The organism is Paraburkholderia sp. BCC1884, assembly GCF_900996225.1.
Lineage (GTDB): Bacteria > Pseudomonadota > Gammaproteobacteria > Burkholderiales > Burkholderiaceae > Paraburkholderia.
On the sequence record NZ_CAAJGL010000068.1, the window covers coordinates 414,992 to 430,255 of the forward strand.

A 15,264-nucleotide genomic window follows, 5' to 3' on the forward strand; every position below is an offset into this window, starting at 1 on the left:
CCTCCGATCAGGACTCGAGTGTTGCCGGATATACCTGAAAAATGTCCCGCTCAGGCGTGCAAGACCAGTTTTTGCACCCGCCAGTTGAGCAGTTCCGCGACGAAAAGGACGTCCTCCTTCGGACACGCCATCTGGTGAATCCAGCCGAACTGCTTCGGCTGCTTGCCGGCTTTGCCGAGCACGCCGAGCACCTTGCCGTCCAGCGTCATCTTGTAGATGCGGCCGGGGAAGGCGTCGGCGCTATATAGCACCTGGTTCGGCCCGGGCGAAATGCAGATGGCCCACGGCGAGCCCGGCGCGAAAGTGCCGGCAGCGATCGCCGCTTCGTCGGGCATGTTGCCGATGGCGGGGCGCGCGTCAGATGGCACCGGCACGTCGATCGTAAATTGCCGCAGGAACGTGCCTTCCGTATCGAAGACCTGGATGCGCCGGTTGCTGCGGTCGGCGACATAGATGTTGTCGTGGGCATCGAGCGCGATGCTGTGGGGCGTATGAAACTGGCCCGGTCCGGTGCCGCGCTCGCCCCACGACTTGACCCAGTTGCCGTCGCGATCCACTTTGGCGACCCGCGAGTTGATATAGCCGTCGCTGATGTACGTGTTGCCCGCGACGTCCCACGCCACGTCCGTGACCTGGCGAAAGCGGCCGGGTTCGGCGGGCAGCGGTGGATTGGGGTGTTTGAGCGGACCGGTTTCTTCGTCGGCAGCCTCCTGTTTGCGGCCGAACACCATCGCGACGCGTGCGTCGGGCGTGAATTTGATCACCATGTCGGAGCCTTTGTCCGTCACCCAGATGTTGTCCTGGCGGTCCACCTTGACCGAGTGCGCGAACGACCACGCATACAGGTTGTGGCCGATCTCGCGAACGAATCGTCCATCGGGTGCGAATTCGAGGAGTTGCGCGGCGGCTGCGCCATAGGCCGGCCCGATCGAATTGCCGCGCGAGAGCACGAAGATGTGTCCATGCGAATTCAGTGCGACGCCCGAGCACTCGCCGAAATACATGTCTTTGGGCAAATGAACGGGATTCGCAACCGAGTCGTAAGGGATGGTGGGAACGCTTTGATCGTCCGCGAAAGCCGACGGTATCGCGAGCCCGGCGGCCGTGCCCGCGATGAGGTTCAGGAAGGTACGGCGGCTCATTACCCGGTGCTCGGCGGTGCCACAGCACGGGCACAACGACTCGTAGTGCGCGCTCATTTGCTGTCTCCTGTTCGTTATGACATGTCCCGTTTCGAGGTGCGACTTATACGGACATGCAGAGCCCATCGTAGTGCACAAAACGGCGGCCCGCTCGGGCGTCTGTGGGCGCATGCGGGCTGGATCGCGCGCTCCCGTCGGCATCTGGTATCGGCCGCGACACTTTTTCGACATGCGAGTGCCGTAACGTCGGAGGTTTGCGACGGCAAACCGTCGCGCATCCGATCCCCGACCGACCTAGTGAGAGAGGCCAGCATGGCGGCGAAGCGCGAGTCGACGAAGACCAGGGTAAAAGACAGCAGCGAGAAAGTAAAACGAAAAGCGCCGGACGCCGTGACGGAGCCGCGTGCCCTCGCGCATCCAGTGTTCGCGCAGCCCCAGCCGACCGCCGATCCGACCGTGTTTCGCGTGCCCCATCCCTCGGACGATGCGGCCTACAAGGAGATCGACAAGCTCAATGCCGAGCACAAGCTTTTTCCGCTGCCATTTCCTCCACCGCGCGGCGGGACCGAGCCACAACTGTCGTTGCTCGACGTGTTCGGCGGCAACGCGGACGCTATCTCCCGGATAACGGCCGCGGGTCAACTGGTTTTTCATGCTTTGGGCGATTGCGGCAGTACCAAAGGCCCCACCACGCAGAACGAAGTCGCCGACAAACTGACGGCCGACTTTACCGAAGCGGATGCCGCGGAAATCCCGCAGTTTGCATTACTGCTCGGAGACGTGGTCTATAGCTTCGGCGAGGGCAAGTACTACTACGATCAGTTTTACGAGCCCTATCGGGACTATCCGGCGCCGATCCTCGCCTGTGCGGGCAATCACGACGGCATGATTTCACCCGAGGCGCACGCCACGAGTCTGGCCGCGTTCCTGCGAAACTTCTGCGCCGCAACTTTCGTGGTGACGCCGGAAGCCGGTGGCTTGTCCCGCACCGCGCAGATCCAGCCTGGCGTGTTCTTCACGTTCGATGCGCCCTTCGTGCGCGTGCTGGTGATTTACAGCAACACGCTCGAAGACCCGGGTGTGATTTCCGATCCACGTATCGGACGCAGCCAACTCGACTATCTCGATGCCGCACTCAAACGCGTGAAGGCGGAAAAGTTTGCCGGCGCGTTGTTGATTGCGGATCATCATCCGCCGTATTGCGCGGGCGGCCACGGGTCGAGCACCGCGATGCTGGCGCAGATCGATGAAATTTGCGAAGCCAACGGCGTCTGGCCGCACGCGTTTCTGTCCGGTCATGCGCATAACTATCAGCGCTTCACACGGACGCGTGGGGCTGACGGGTCGCAGATTCCGTATCTCGTGTGCGGCAACGGCGGTCATGGCCTGATCAAACTCGCCGCCCACGGCGCGCCCGCCATTCGCGCGCCGCAGATCGTGCAGGCCGCATCGGCGAATAGCGATCAGGTCGTGCTCGAGAACTACGACGACACCAACTATGGCTATCTGCGCATCGTGGCGACGACGTCGCAACTGCGCATCGAATACCACTCGGCCTCGGACGGTCTGGCGACGAAGGCGCCGAACGACTACGTGACGGTCGACCTCGACGGCCGGAAGATCGTTCACTTCGAAGCAGCGGACCTGGGCCAGCCCGCTGCGGCAAAACAGATCCGCGCATTGCTGGCGCGCTAGTGCGCACGGGTTGGCTTGTGACGACGAAAAGAACTCGCGCACTCCATGAATAAAGCGCGCAACGGCCATGCCGGGGACCTTCTTTTGACGAAACCGCTTGCGCTCGGCGCAACCCTGCTGCTCGCCATGATCGGTGTCGGCCTCGCCGTCGGCGCACCGTTCCTGCTGGATTTTCACGCGACGCTAAACGGACTTCGGGCCGCGCCGCTTCGGCTGATCGTCGTACTGGCCGCGAGTGCGTTGGTGAGCGCGGCCGCCAAGGCGGGCAAGCTGCAGTTGATGCAAACGGCCCTCGGCGTACGCGTCAGATTCCGGCGCACGCTGGCGATGACCTTCGTGACCGACGCGGCGTTTCTCAGTTCCCCGTTCGGCGCAGCGGGATATGGCGTGAATCTCGGCCTGTTACAGCGCGCCGGCGCTTCGTGGACGCAAGCGACCACCGTCGTCAGTGGCGACCAGGCGCTCGATCTCGCATTTTTTGCCGTAGCCGTGCCGGTCTCGCTGGTGTCATGTATCGGACTGCTCGAACCGCTCATGCCTCACGTGTCCTTGCCGATCGTCGCGGGCGTGTCGCTCGGTGCATTGGCCCTGACCGGCGGGCTATGGTCGATGCGCCGCAAGCTCACGACTACGGCTCATAGTGCGATGCGGCGGTCCGGCCTGAAAAGCGGCCAGCCCGCCCGCTGGCGCGCGTTCTTTGCCGGCGTGCGCCGTCAATGGCTCGATCTGCTCACAGGGCCGCGTTGGCGGCTCGGCGCACTGTTGCTTCTGACGATCACGCAATGGCTGCTTCGTTACGGCGTGCTGTGGTTCATCCTGCTCGACCAGGGCTATGCGTTGCCGCCCGGCTTCGTTGTCGCGGTCCAGGCGCTGGTGTTGCACGCGGCGCTGTGGACCGGCATTCCGGCTGGCGGCGGAGGCGGTGACCTCGGTCTGGCCGCCGCGTTTTCAGCGTGGGTACCGCGTGCGGCCATCGGCACCGCGCTCGTGCTCTGGCGGTTCGCCACGCTGTTTTGCCCGCTGGTTTTGGGCGGTGCCGGTCTGGTTGCGCTGGCGCTGGCAGGCGTGCGACCGCGTACCTGAATGTCAGGCGGGGTCACGGCTCGCGGATGCGCGTCAGATCATTGCGGACCCTCTGGCGCACCTTTCATTCGCGTCGCGAACGAGACCCGTCCGTGATTGATCCGCAGGCGCAGCAATCTGACCGTCTGCGAAATCAAGGCCAGCGGGTAAACCGCGCGCAGCAGATCGGCAATCATCCGCCATTCGGCACGGATGCCGCGCCAGTACCCTAGCTTTTCCGTCTTGCGCGCCTGCGTGACGTGCGGCCAATGCGTGACCGCGACCCGCAGGCCTTGCTCGATGATCAGCCGGTTCATGAATACTTCGATGCCGAAGCGCGGCAGTGCGCGAATCTGGCTCAACGCCGCATGCAGCAGGTCTTTGCGGACGACACGCTCGCCGGAAACGAAGTCGAGACCGATGGCGCGAAACAGTGCCAGGCTGTTCTGCCGCAAGCTGATACTGACATCGGCTCGGCCTTTGAGCACGGGCGCCGCCAGCGCGCTGATGTGCTCGGCAGCGAGGCCTTTGAGGTCCGCATCCAGCAGCATGAGCAACTCGCCTTGAGCGATGGCGATGCCGTCCACCATGGCCGCGCTTTTGCCGCCGTTCGCGGCGCGCGTAATCAGGCGCACCGAGGGGTATTGCTTGACGACCTCGACGGTGCCGTCGTCAGAGCCGTCGTCCACGACGATGATCTCGCCCAAGGCGGGATGCGCGGTAGCGACGGTCAGCACCTTGCCGATGCGCGGCGCTTCGTTGTAAGCGCAGATGATGCATGAAATGAACGGGGCACCGCGAGCTGGGGAGACGGCTGTCATAGGGTATTGAAAGGCGCGCCTGGAAGGCGCGATGAGAAGGGCCCGGCCTATGACGATGGCGAAGGCCCAGGCGCGAGCACGTGAGTTGCCGCTCGATCATAGCCGGGCGCTCGAGATGATTTTGTGAAACCGGCGCAGATCCCGAGCGGGGCGGCGCGCGCGTCGGCATGCTACGCTGCTCGAACTCTTAACCTCAGCAAAGGAGATTCTGATGAGCAAGGCGTATTGGGTAACCGCATATCGCGCGATCAAAGACCCGTCGAAGCTGGCCGCCTACGCGCAGCTGGCGGCGCCCGCGATTGCGGCCGCCGGTGGCAAGTTTGTCGTGCGAGGCGCGGCGGACGAGGTGCGCGAGCAGGGCTTGAAGGAGCGCGTGGTCGTCATCGAGTTTGCGAGTTTCGAAGCGGCTGTCGGCGCCTACGAAAGCGATGCTTACAAGAAGGCACTGGAAGCGCTGAGCGACGGCGCCGAGCGCGATCTGCGCATTGTTCGCGGCGTGGAATAACACCGGTCAGTCAACGGCAACGGCCGCCTGTCAGGGCGGCCGCTGTCTGTGAGGGGCGCGGCACGTTCCATGTGCCGCGTTGGCAACGAACTACTTCACCGCGCCGAGCGCCAGTCCCTTCACGAGGAAGCGCTGCAACCAGGCGAACACGATCGACACCGGCAAGGTCGCGCACAGCGTCGCGGCCATCACCAGATGCCATTCGACCACGTATTTCCCCGCCACCATATCGGTCACCTGCACGGTGAGCGTCTTGTTCTCGGGCGAGCGGATCAGCGTGTAGACCACCGCAAACTCGTTCCATGCATTGATGAACGTGAAGATCGCCGTGACGACGATCGCGGGCACCGCGAGCGGCAGGAACACCTTGAATACGGCCCTGGTCCGCCCGCACCCTTCGAGCCACGCCGACTCTTCGAGATCGCGCGGCACCGTCTGAAAGTACGACGACAGCATCCATACCGCGAAGGCGATATTGAAAGCCGCATACGACACGATCACGCCGATCTTCGAATCGACGAGGTTGCCGTCGCCATAAGGAATCATCGCGGCCAGCCGGAACAGGCCGACCACCAGCAGGATCGGCGACAACATCTGCGTGACGAGCAGAAACTGCCGATACAGACCGCGTCCGCGAAACGGGAAACGCGCCAGTGCATACGCGGCGGGCAAGCTCACGGCCAGCGCCAACGCGGTCGAGAGCAAACTGATTACCGTGCTGTTGCGCAAGGCCACGCCGAAGTTCGCGGCCACCCACATGTCGGCGAAATTGCTCCACTGCCAGTGCACGGGCAACCAGCGCGCCGGGTAGACAAAGATTTCGGTGGCCGGTTTCAATGCCGTGAACAGCATCACGGCAAACGGAAACAGGACCGCCACGATCAGCGGCGACAGCGCGAGCCAGCACCACAGCGTGCGCTTCATCTTGATGCTCAGACTCATGACGGATCTCCTTCTTTCGCGGGCTGCAGGCGCAGATAGGCGATCGAGAAAACGAACAGCATGACGAGCATGATCAGTGAGACGGCGGCGGCTTCGCCGGGGCGTCCCAGTCTGAAACCCAGCTCGTAGAGATACGTGACGAGAATATGCGTGCCGTTGTCGGGGCCGCCCTGGGTCATGACCCAGATGATCGGAAACGAGTTGAACACGTAAATCACGTTCAGCAGAATCGTCATGTTGATGAACGGCCGCAACAGCGGCATGGTCAACTGGCGAAACTGCTGCCAGGCGCTCGCGCCGTCCATGCGTGCGGCTTCGTAGATATCGCCCGGCACGGAAGACAAGCCGCCCAGCAGAATCGTCACCGTGAAGGGGATCGACACCAGAATGCCGACGGCGATCTCCACCGGAAAAGCCAGTTCGGGGGTGGCCAGCCAGTGAATCGGTCCATGGATCAGGCCGAGCCGCTGCAACGAGACGTTGACCATGCCGTAGTCGTCGTTGAAGGCCCAGCGCCAGACCACGGCGGTCATGGTCAGCGAGACGGACCACGGCAACATCACGATCGTGCGCGCGACGCCCCGGCCATAAAAGTCCTGGTTCAGCACCAGCGCGACCGGCACCGAAATCAGCACCGTGCCGCCCACCACGAAAATGGTCCAGATCACCGTGCGTTTAGCCGCGGCAAGGAAGGCCGGGTCGGTGAAAATCGTATAGAAGTTCTGCAGACCGGTGAAATCGCGAATCGCACCGAAACGCGAGACCTCGTGCAGCGACTGCCACACGATGTTGAAAATCGGATAGCTGATGATGAAAAGCGCCAGTACCAGACTCGGCACAATCAGCAACCAGGGCGCTTGCAGGCGCGAAGAAGCGGAACGGCTCATGCGTGCTCGATCGTAAGACGCGTGCGCGCTCGTGAGCGCGACGTGTCGGGATGGGCCGGATAGTGCATTACGACCGAAACGCGCACCGCCTTTGAAACGGCGGCGCGCGTTGCGGGTTCAGCAAACTACAGGATCAATGACCCAGCGACTTGTTCGCTTGCGTGGCCGCCGCGTTCAGTGCGTCGGCCGGCTGCGCCTTGTTCAGGTAGATCGATTGCATTGCGTCGGTCACGGCCTTTGCGGTGTCTTCCCAGCCGGTTACGGTCGGGGCGAAATGCGCGGTCGGCAGCAGGGCGACGAAAGCCTTCGTATCCGGATCGTTGAATGCCGGGTCGGTCGCTTCAGCCTTGGTGGTCGGCAGGAAGCCTTCCGTTTTGGTGAACTCGACGCGCGGTTCCTTCGTGAACAGATAGTCGAGGAACTTCCAGGCCGACTTCTTCACCTTCGAGTTCTTGAACATCACGATCGAGTCGGTGACGGCGTAAGTGGCGTGCGTGGTGCCCATCGGGATCGGATCGATGCCGTACTTCAGGTTCGGCGCTTCTTTCTTGATCTGCTTGGACAGGAACGGTGCCGAGATCACCATCGCCACGCGGCCCTGCTTGAACAGGTTCTGCACGTCTTCACGGCTGTAGCCGGTCACGCCCGGTTGCGTCAGGCCCTGGTCGATCATCGACTTGTAGAGCGTGGCCGCCTTGATACCGGCCGGCGAATTGAACGCCGCCTTGCCGTCCTTGCCTACCACGTCGCCGCCATTGGTCCACAGCGCGTAGTAGTAGTAGACGTCCGTTTCGATTTCCTTGCCTTGCAGACCGAAGCCGGCAATGCCTTGCGCCTTCAGCTTCTTCGACGCGTCGATCACGTCGTTCCACGTTTTCGGACCGTCCGGATAGCCGACCTTCGCGAGCAGATCCTTGTTGTAGTACAGCGCGCGAGCCGAAGCCGCGATCGGCAGACCGTAGACCTTGCCGTTGATTTCACCCGGCGCGAGGAACGGGCCGATGAAGCGGCTCTTGAAACTCGCGTCCATGTAGCCGTCCAGCGGTTCGGCCACGTCGTCCTTCACGAAGTCGAGCAGCCAGCGCGTGCCGACGATTGCGAGGTCGGCGTTGGCGCCGCCCGAGATGTCCGTCTGCAATTTCTGTTGCAGCGTGTCCCAGTTCACGTCTTCGATCTTGATGGTCGTGCCGGGGTTGGCCTTCTCGAAGTTGCGGGCCATTTTTTCGAAGTACGGCGCAGTCGCATCGCTGTAGTGCGCGACGGTGACGCGGACCGTGTCGGCGTGAGCCGCGACGGCGATACCTGCAAACGCGAGCGCCACGGCAACTTTGCCGAGCGCGAGGGAAGCACGGGCATGCAACGACATTTCTCTCTCTCCTGGGGTGTCTGCTGCCGTCGCCGGCCGCTTGGGGTTGAATTGTTTGAAAAAATCCTACATGACGCAAAATAGCTTGTCACGTAGGGTCTGCCATATTTTTTCTCAGCCCGTTTTGTGCATAAGATGCTGTAAAGCAGGGATATTCTGCGTAACGCGAAGTCATGGATACCCAATCTTCGTGATGACTAGACAACTGCGAGGGCGCGGCTTTGTAGGAAATTTACAGGCTATCCGGTGCAATCGACGAGGCTTACAAGCGGGGCGGACATGAATCGTGTGGTGTTGGTAACGGGCGCATGCGGCGGGATCGGCAGCGTGTTGTGCAGGCGCTTCGTGGAGCAGGGCGACACCGTGCTGGCGCTCGACCTCGACGCGGCCGCGCTCGACCTCCTGGTCGCGCAACTCGGCGAGGCGCACGTCACGCCGATTGCCGTTGATCTGGGCGACGCCGCCGCCGTGCAGCAAGCCGTCGCTGCCGCAGTCAGGACGCATGGACCGGTGGACGTGCTCGTCGCCAACGCAGGCGCGGCGCTGGGTCTGACGCTCGCCAGGACGGATGCCGCGAGCTGGCAGCGTGACATCCATCTGAATCTGAACGGCACGTATCACACGGTGGAAGCGGTGCGTGCGTCGATGATCGAACGCAAGCAGGGCGTGCTGGTGTTGATCGGCTCGGTGAACGGCATGGCCGCGCTCGGTCATCCGGCGTATAGCGCGGCGAAGGCCGGTTTGATCAGCTATACGAAGGCGCTGGCCGTCGAACTCGGCCGTTATGGCATTCGCGCCAACATCGTGTGTCCGGGTACGGTGAAGACGCAAGCCTGGCAAGCGCGTGTCGACAAGAATCCGCAGGTCTTCGAAGACCTCAAGAAATGGTATCCGTTGCGCGATTTCGCGACGCCCGACGACATCGCCGACGCGGTGCTGTTTCTCGCGTCGCCGATGGCGCGTGTGATCACCGGCGTCGCGCTGCCGGTGGACGGCGGCCTGATGGCCGGCAACCGTTTGATGGCGGAAGAACTGACGCTCGAATCGCTCTAAGGCGCCGCGTACGCAACAAAAAACCGATCGACTCAACGAAGCAAGACGATGAGGACAGCATGGCAGCAGTGCAACTGAGCGGCATCTTCAAACGCTATGGCGACACGCAAGTGGTGCACGGCATCGATCTCGACATCGACGACGGCGAGTTCGTCGTGCTGGTCGGGCCGTCGGGCTGCGGCAAGAGCACGCTGATGCGCATGGTGGCGGGACTCGAGGAGATCAGCGGCGGCGATCTGATGATCGGCGGCACGCGCGCGAACAGCCTTGCGCCGCAGCAGCGCAATATCTCCATGGTGTTCCAGAGCTACGCGCTCTATCCGCATCTGTCGGTCTACGAAAACATTGCGTTCGGGCCGCGTATTCGCAAGGAAACGTCGGCGAGTTTCAAACCGCGCATCGAAGCCGCCGCGAAGATGCTGAACCTCGGCGGCTATCTGGATCGCCTGCCGCGCGCGCTGTCGGGCGGTCAACGGCAACGGGTGGCAATGGGCCGCGCGGTGGTGCGCGAGCCGTCGCTGTTCCTGTTCGACGAACCGCTGTCCAATCTCGACGCCAAGCTACGCGTGCAGATGCGCACGGAAATCAAGGCGCTGCATCAGCGCTTGAAAAACACCGTGATCTACGTCACGCACGATCAGATCGAAGCGATGACCATGGCCGATCGCATCGTCGTGATGAACGCGGGGCGTATCGAGCAGATCGGTCGTCCGCTGGAGCTGTACGACCATCCGGCGAATCTGTTCGTGGCGAGCTTCCTCGGTTCGCCGTCGATGAATTTTGCCGATGGCGTGGCCGCCAGCCGCGCGCAAGGACAGGGTCTCGCGCTGAAACTCGCCGATGGTGGCGAGATCGTGCTGGAAGGCGTGACGGCTTCGGCGACGGTGGGCGCGAAGGTCACCCTCGGCGTGCGGCCGGAACATATCGAAACCATGACCGCAACGCCCGACGCCACGATGGAGATCGAAGTGGTCGAGCCGACCGGGGCAGAGACGCATCTGTACGGCAAAGTTGGCGGCAGCACCTGGTGCGTGACGACTCGCCAGCGCTCGAAATTCGAACCCGGTCAGCGCGTGACGTTGCGGCTGCCGGCCGAGCATATTCATCTGTTCGATACGGAGAGTGGACGCAGGCTGGTCTGAACCGCGTGTCGCGGCTCGAGATCGATCGAGGTTGAGTCGAGCTGGCCTGGCGCGAAGCGACGGGTCGGGAAGCGCTTTTAAGGAACACCGGGTGTCCGCACCGAACTTGATTCCCCACATCCGCGGCGCGCTGGCTGGTTTGCGGCCCGCCGAGCGCAAGGTCGCCGATATGGTGCTGAGCGACGTCGACTTCGCGATGCGCGCCAGCATCACCGAACTCGCTCAGCGTGCGGACGTGTCCGAGCCGTCCGTCACACGGTTTTGCCGGGCGATCGGGGCGCATGGTCTACGCGACTTCAAGATGCTGCTCGCGCAAAGCGTGGCGGGCGGCGTGCCCTATGCGTCGACGGCCGTGGCACGCGACGACGACGTTCAGACCTTGATGGACAAGGTCGGGGAAGCGGCCATCGATGGTATTACGCATGCGCGTGGTGCGTTGGACCCGGCGGTGGTCGAGAGCGCGATTGCGGCGCTGTCGAGCGCGCAGCGAGTGTTTTTCTTCGGCGTGGGGTCGGGCTCGGGGCTGGTGGCGCAGGATGCGGCGCTGCGCTTTCTGCGGCTCGATATTGCGTCGACCGCTTTTACGGATGGCCATCTTCAACGGCTTTATGCCGGGCTGATGGAGCCGGGCGATGTGGCTTTCGCCATCTCACATTCGGGCCGCAGCGTCGAAGTGAACGAAAGCATCCAGATCGCCAAGGAGCGCGGCGCGACGACGATCGCATTGACCAATGTGGGCTCGCGGCTCGCGTGGCTGGTGGATATTCCGCTGCTGTTGCGCGTGCCGAGTCCGATCGATCCGAATACGCCGGGTGTGTCGCGGCTCGTGCATCTGTGCATCATGGACGCGCTGGCGATCGGGGTGGCGCTTAAAGCGAGGCCGAAGACGCTGGAGAAGATGCGCAATGCGAAGGCGCGCCTGGCGTCGCACGAGGGGGAGTCGGCGGGGTCGTGACTAGGGGTTATTTTCGTCGGAGAACGCGTTCGTCACCGCCCTAACGATTTGCGCTCCTAGCTCCGGCCGCTCGTCGAAAAGCGGATAGCGTTTGCGCAGGCTGTTGGACACGCTATTCCCGTTCTGCCTGACGCTGCGGATGATGCTGTCGAGGTCGTTGTCAGGTGCTTCGAGAAAATCTTTGATAGCTCGCCGCGCTTTGTCGTTGGAGTGCAGAAAACGTGCTTCGGTGCGCATTTCGTGCGTTAGCGTGGCGTCGATCACGTCCGCCAGATAGTGGACGTGTGCCGTGAGATCCGGGTAGCGCCACGCGGGCAACGCGTCGTCGTAGGCGCGAAAGTGCAGGTTGTATTCCACGCCGTCTTCCGCGGTTTCGTTCTTGCCGAAGGTGTACTGGTCCGCGTAGTGTTTCATCAGAGGCCGCGAAAAGCGTTCCAGCACCTTGTCGTAGGCGGCACGGTCACGCGTGCTGTGTGTGATCGTTGCAGACACGGGCAGGATGATCGGCGCGGATATGGCACCGTCGCGCCGCAGAATGTCGTTGATCAGGAAGCGCGAGATACGGCCGTTTCCGTCGGCCATGGGATGGACATAAACGAAGCCGAATGATGCCACCGCGGCGCGGGCAATGGGCGCACCACCGCGCGTTCGCTCCAGAAAGCGGCTAAGGCCTGCCAGCATCGCTTCGATCTGTTGCCAATGCGGCGCGATGTAGTCGACGACCGGTTGATAGCGCGCGACATGCCCCACATACACCGGCGAGCGGCGTATGCCGTAGCGCAGGGCCGACTGGCCAAGGATGCCGCGCTGCAGGACGTCCAGCGTCCTGGCGTCGAACGGATTGGCATGTTGGCCGCATTCGCTTTCCATAACCGCGGCGAAGCGGCGGATGCGGTCTTCGCTGTCCTGCTCATGTTCGATCAGAAAACTCGCGCGACTTTCCTTGACCGTCAACCAGACGGCGCTACGCAGGATCAGGTCGATGCCGTAGTCCGCCTCGAGCTCTGCAAGCGGAGCGGAAAGGTCATAGCTTTCGGCGTGTCTAACTGCGTCGGTTCGTCGAATCACGGGGCAGAAATCGCGATTGCCCGGCAGATTGTCGCGTACACGCCAGCGCGGATTGTTTTCCGGAGCGCCGACAATGAAATGCTCGGCGTTCAACGCATCGACGTAATTTCCGCGAGAGACACCGGGTGCGTTCAGCGGCTGCGGCATCAGCCATTCGTAAAAAAAGCAGGCGCGGCGCGCATAGGCACCCGTGGGTTCCCGAGCGATCCATGCTTCCAGTTCGGTGCGTACTGACGGTAATGCGTAGAGTCGCGCGAGGAATTCCAGATGAATCCCCTCGTGCCTGAAAGCGAAGGTCAGGTTATCGGTCAGGCTGGCGGTCGGACGGTAGGGTTCAGGGTAGATTTCCTTCCGGATATCGCCGTCGGTGGAAGTCGAGCGCGCGCGGCCGATTTCGCTTTGAATGGCAAACGGATGCACCGGCGCGACGCCGTACTCGTTGGACAGCCATTGATAACCGATGTGCGGCATGTTTTCTCCGTCCGACTGCTGAATGAAAGGCTTTCGGCGGACACATTTCGCCAGGTTTCGCTTACTCGTCGCTCAAAACGATTATAAGAGGCTTGTTTTTGAACAAAACGATTATACGACCCTTGGCTATAATTTTGATTATTTGGCTCTCAAAACGATTACAAAAGACCGATTTTACAAAAATTTGATTATCTGAGTCTCGCGTTGGCGGCGAAGACTCAACCGGCCACCATCCATCCAAACCGCCGCGACAACCTCGACACCGCGGCGCGCAGCGTCTGCGCCGGCCCGCCGTCCAGGTCACTATCGAAGCTGCCGCTCGGCCCCATCAACGCCAGCACCAGGCAAATACTGCCCGTGTGATCCAGCACCGGTGCCGCCAGCGTATTGATCCCTGGCACAGGGCGGCTCAAAGCCGTGTCGATGCCCGCAGCACGAATTTTCGCGAGGCGCTGCGCATAGGGTTCAGGGTCTACCGAATCCACTCCCGCCAGCCGCAAGTGATCCTGCGCCAGCAAGCCCTCGCGCACATCGTCGGCGACGTAAGCGGAAAACACTCGGCCGATCGCCGTATTCACCAGCGACATCACCGTGCCGACCCGCAAGCTCACATGCAGCGGCCGCGCCGATTCCTCCAGGCGCACGACGGTCGGCCCAAGCGGACCGAGCACCGCCATCGCCACACTCATCCCTGTCGACACCGCCAGTTCCACGATTTCAGGCTCGGCTTCACGCGTCGGCGAGAGGCGCTGCAAACCGATCAAGCCGAGTTCGAGCGCAAGCGGGCCGGCTTCGAAGCAGCCCGACGCATCGCGATCGAGCAAGCCGATTTTCAGCAGACTGACCAGATGCGGAAACGCCTTGGCCGCCGGCATGCCGGCGGCGGCGGCGAGATCGCGCAAGCTCAGCGGTCGATCCGCGGCGACGAGTGCGGCCAGCAACTCGCCGGTGTTATCGAGCGATTGGATGCCGCGCTGCGGTTTCGCATCGACGGAGCCGGAAGTAAATGTGTCGGAAGAATCGGTCACGGTGCGGAAGACGCTGACAAGGAAGTGGCTGCCGCCAACTCAATACCGATGTCGCGCGCCGCAGCCAGAAGGGTGCGCGCGATCGGACCATCGGCACTCACGTCGATCGCGCCAGTCGAGCCGATCACGGTCAACGCGAGCGACAAGCGACCGTGGGCGTCCAGCACCGGCGCGCTCAAACTGCTGATGCCGGGGCTCGGTGTATCGACGCTGCATTCCAGGCCGCGCGCACGGATCGCGTTCAAGGTGGCGTCGAAGGCGGTCAATTCATTGGGTGGCGTCATCGCGCGATTGGCCGCGTCTGCCTGGTTGGCCCACATACCGGCCACCGCCTCAGGCGGCAGAAATGCGCAAAACACGCGTCCCGTCGAAGTCGCCGGCAACGACATCACCGTGCCCACATGCAGATTAACGTGCAGCGGAAAGCCCGCATGCTCGTAGCGGACGATGGTCGGCCCTTGCGGCCCGGCAATACAGATCGCAACGGAAAAGCCGATCGCTTCGGCCAGCGCCGCGACGCGCGGCACGGCGGCGCGAAAAGCCGGCTGATTCTCCAGATGCAGCAACCCGAGCCGCAGCGACAGCGGACCGGGCTCATAGCGGCCCGACAGTTCGTCGCGCTTGATCAGACCGAGCCGGCTCAGGCTCACCAGATAGGCGTGCGCCTGTCCCGGCGCGATCTGCGCGGCGTTGGCAAGGTCGGACAGCGCCAGCGGCGTGCGCGCCTGCGCGAGCGCCAGCAGCACGCGGCCGCTCACCTCGACGCTCTGGATGCCGCGCTGGGTCTTGCCGCCTTCCGCCTTTTCGCTGTCGCCCGCGCCTTTGCCCGTGGCCGGCTTCGCTGTTTTGCCCACGACTGCGCTCGTCCGTAAAAAGGGGTCCATGTTAACCGATGGCCTGCGCCGACAACCGTGTCCGCCTTTCCCATCCTAAGCGTTTAGAAATTTGCGTATAGCGATACATTTCGCTATTGACAAATAAACTGAGGCGGCCATAAGATGCATTCACCCCGACACACCGGCGCAGTCACAGAGTCAGAACGGGGCGAGACAATCCTCCAATACCGTCAGGTCGCGCAATCGTTGCGCCGCCGGCCGTCTCGCCTCACGTCCAATTTTTGAGGGAGA

The 15,264-nt window shown here is 62.7% G+C and carries 14 protein-coding genes; 6 read left to right on the top strand and 8 right to left on the bottom strand.

What is annotated here, in order from left to right; genetic code table 11:
* Positions 1–50: 50 nt before the first annotated feature.
* Positions 51–1,199: a peptidyl-alpha-hydroxyglycine alpha-amidating lyase family protein gene (locus FQ705_RS08790; RefSeq protein ID WP_144139744.1), complete on the bottom strand. Its 1,149-nt coding sequence runs from the start codon at positions 1,197–1,199 to the stop codon at positions 51–53.
* Positions 1,200–1,454: 255 nt separating this feature from the next.
* On the opposite strand from FQ705_RS08790, the gene FQ705_RS08795 reads away from it, so the two are divergent.
* Together FQ705_RS08795 and FQ705_RS08800 are read left to right on the top strand one after the other, a co-directional pair.
* Positions 1,455–2,837, top strand: a complete 1,383-nt coding sequence (locus FQ705_RS08795; RefSeq protein WP_144139746.1) for a metallophosphoesterase family protein — start codon at positions 1,455–1,457, stop codon at positions 2,835–2,837.
* Positions 2,838–2,921: 84 nt separating this feature from the next.
* Positions 2,922–3,920 (top strand): YbhN family protein, encoded by a 999-nt coding sequence (locus FQ705_RS08800; RefSeq protein ID WP_186307815.1) that lies wholly within the window; start codon positions 2,922–2,924, stop codon positions 3,918–3,920.
* Positions 3,921–3,958: 38 nt separating this feature from the next.
* On the opposite strand, the gene FQ705_RS08805 is transcribed toward FQ705_RS08800, so the two are convergent.
* Positions 3,959–4,720, bottom strand: a complete 762-nt coding sequence (locus FQ705_RS08805) for a glycosyltransferase family 2 protein (protein WP_144139751.1) — start codon at positions 4,718–4,720, stop codon at positions 3,959–3,961.
* A 211-nt stretch (positions 4,721–4,931) separates the two neighbouring features.
* Here FQ705_RS08805 and FQ705_RS08810 point away from each other — a divergent pair, with 211 nt between their 5' ends.
* Entirely contained in the window at positions 4,932–5,225 is a 294-nt protein-coding gene (locus FQ705_RS08810; RefSeq protein ID WP_144139754.1) for a DUF1330 domain-containing protein, read from the top strand.
* 90 nt (positions 5,226–5,315) lie between these two features.
* Here the strand turns inward: FQ705_RS08810 and FQ705_RS08815 are convergent, their stop codons facing one another.
* From FQ705_RS08815 to FQ705_RS08825, 3 genes are all read right to left on the bottom strand, one after another.
* Positions 5,316–6,167, bottom strand: coding sequence for a carbohydrate ABC transporter permease (locus tag FQ705_RS08815; protein WP_144139757.1), 852 nt, complete (start codon positions 6,165–6,167; stop codon positions 5,316–5,318).
* Positions 6,164–7,054, bottom strand: a complete 891-nt coding sequence (locus FQ705_RS08820; RefSeq protein WP_144139760.1) for a carbohydrate ABC transporter permease — start codon at positions 7,052–7,054, stop codon at positions 6,164–6,166. Before FQ705_RS08820 ends, FQ705_RS08815 begins: the two co-directional genes overlap by 4 nt.
* 133 nt (positions 7,055–7,187) lie before the next feature.
* On the bottom strand, positions 7,188–8,420 hold the full coding sequence (locus FQ705_RS08825; RefSeq protein ID WP_144139763.1) for an ABC transporter substrate-binding protein: 1,233 nt from the start codon (positions 8,418–8,420) through the stop codon (positions 7,188–7,190).
* Between the two features lie 279 nt (positions 8,421–8,699).
* On the opposite strand from FQ705_RS08825, the gene FQ705_RS08830 reads away from it, so the two are divergent.
* From FQ705_RS08830 to FQ705_RS08840, 3 genes are all read left to right on the top strand, one after another.
* Positions 8,700–9,473, top strand: a complete 774-nt coding sequence (locus FQ705_RS08830) for an SDR family oxidoreductase (protein ID WP_144139766.1) — start codon at positions 8,700–8,702, stop codon at positions 9,471–9,473.
* Positions 9,474–9,532: 59 nt separating this feature from the next.
* On the top strand, positions 9,533–10,615 hold the full coding sequence (locus tag FQ705_RS08835) for an ABC transporter ATP-binding protein (RefSeq protein ID WP_144139769.1): 1,083 nt from the start codon (positions 9,533–9,535) through the stop codon (positions 10,613–10,615).
* Positions 10,616–10,706: 91 nt separating this feature from the next.
* Positions 10,707–11,570, top strand: a complete 864-nt coding sequence (locus FQ705_RS08840; protein ID WP_144139771.1) for a MurR/RpiR family transcriptional regulator — start codon at positions 10,707–10,709, stop codon at positions 11,568–11,570.
* Here FQ705_RS08840 and FQ705_RS08845 read toward each other — a convergent pair whose 3' ends face one another.
* The 3 genes from FQ705_RS08845 to FQ705_RS08855 form a co-directional block, all read right to left on the bottom strand.
* Positions 11,571–13,109: a Fic family protein gene (locus FQ705_RS08845; RefSeq protein WP_144139774.1), complete on the bottom strand. Its 1,539-nt coding sequence runs from the start codon at positions 13,107–13,109 to the stop codon at positions 11,571–11,573. It abuts the gene before it with no gap.
* 218 nt (positions 13,110–13,327) lie between these two features.
* Complete coding sequence (locus FQ705_RS08850) at positions 13,328–14,137, bottom strand: IclR family transcriptional regulator (RefSeq protein WP_144139776.1); 810 nt, start codon at positions 14,135–14,137, stop codon at positions 13,328–13,330.
* Positions 14,134–15,021, bottom strand: a complete 888-nt coding sequence (locus FQ705_RS08855; RefSeq protein WP_144139779.1) for an IclR family transcriptional regulator — start codon at positions 15,019–15,021, stop codon at positions 14,134–14,136. The genes FQ705_RS08850 and FQ705_RS08855 overlap by 4 nt, the downstream gene beginning before the upstream one ends.
* Positions 15,022–15,264 lie beyond the last annotated feature (243 nt).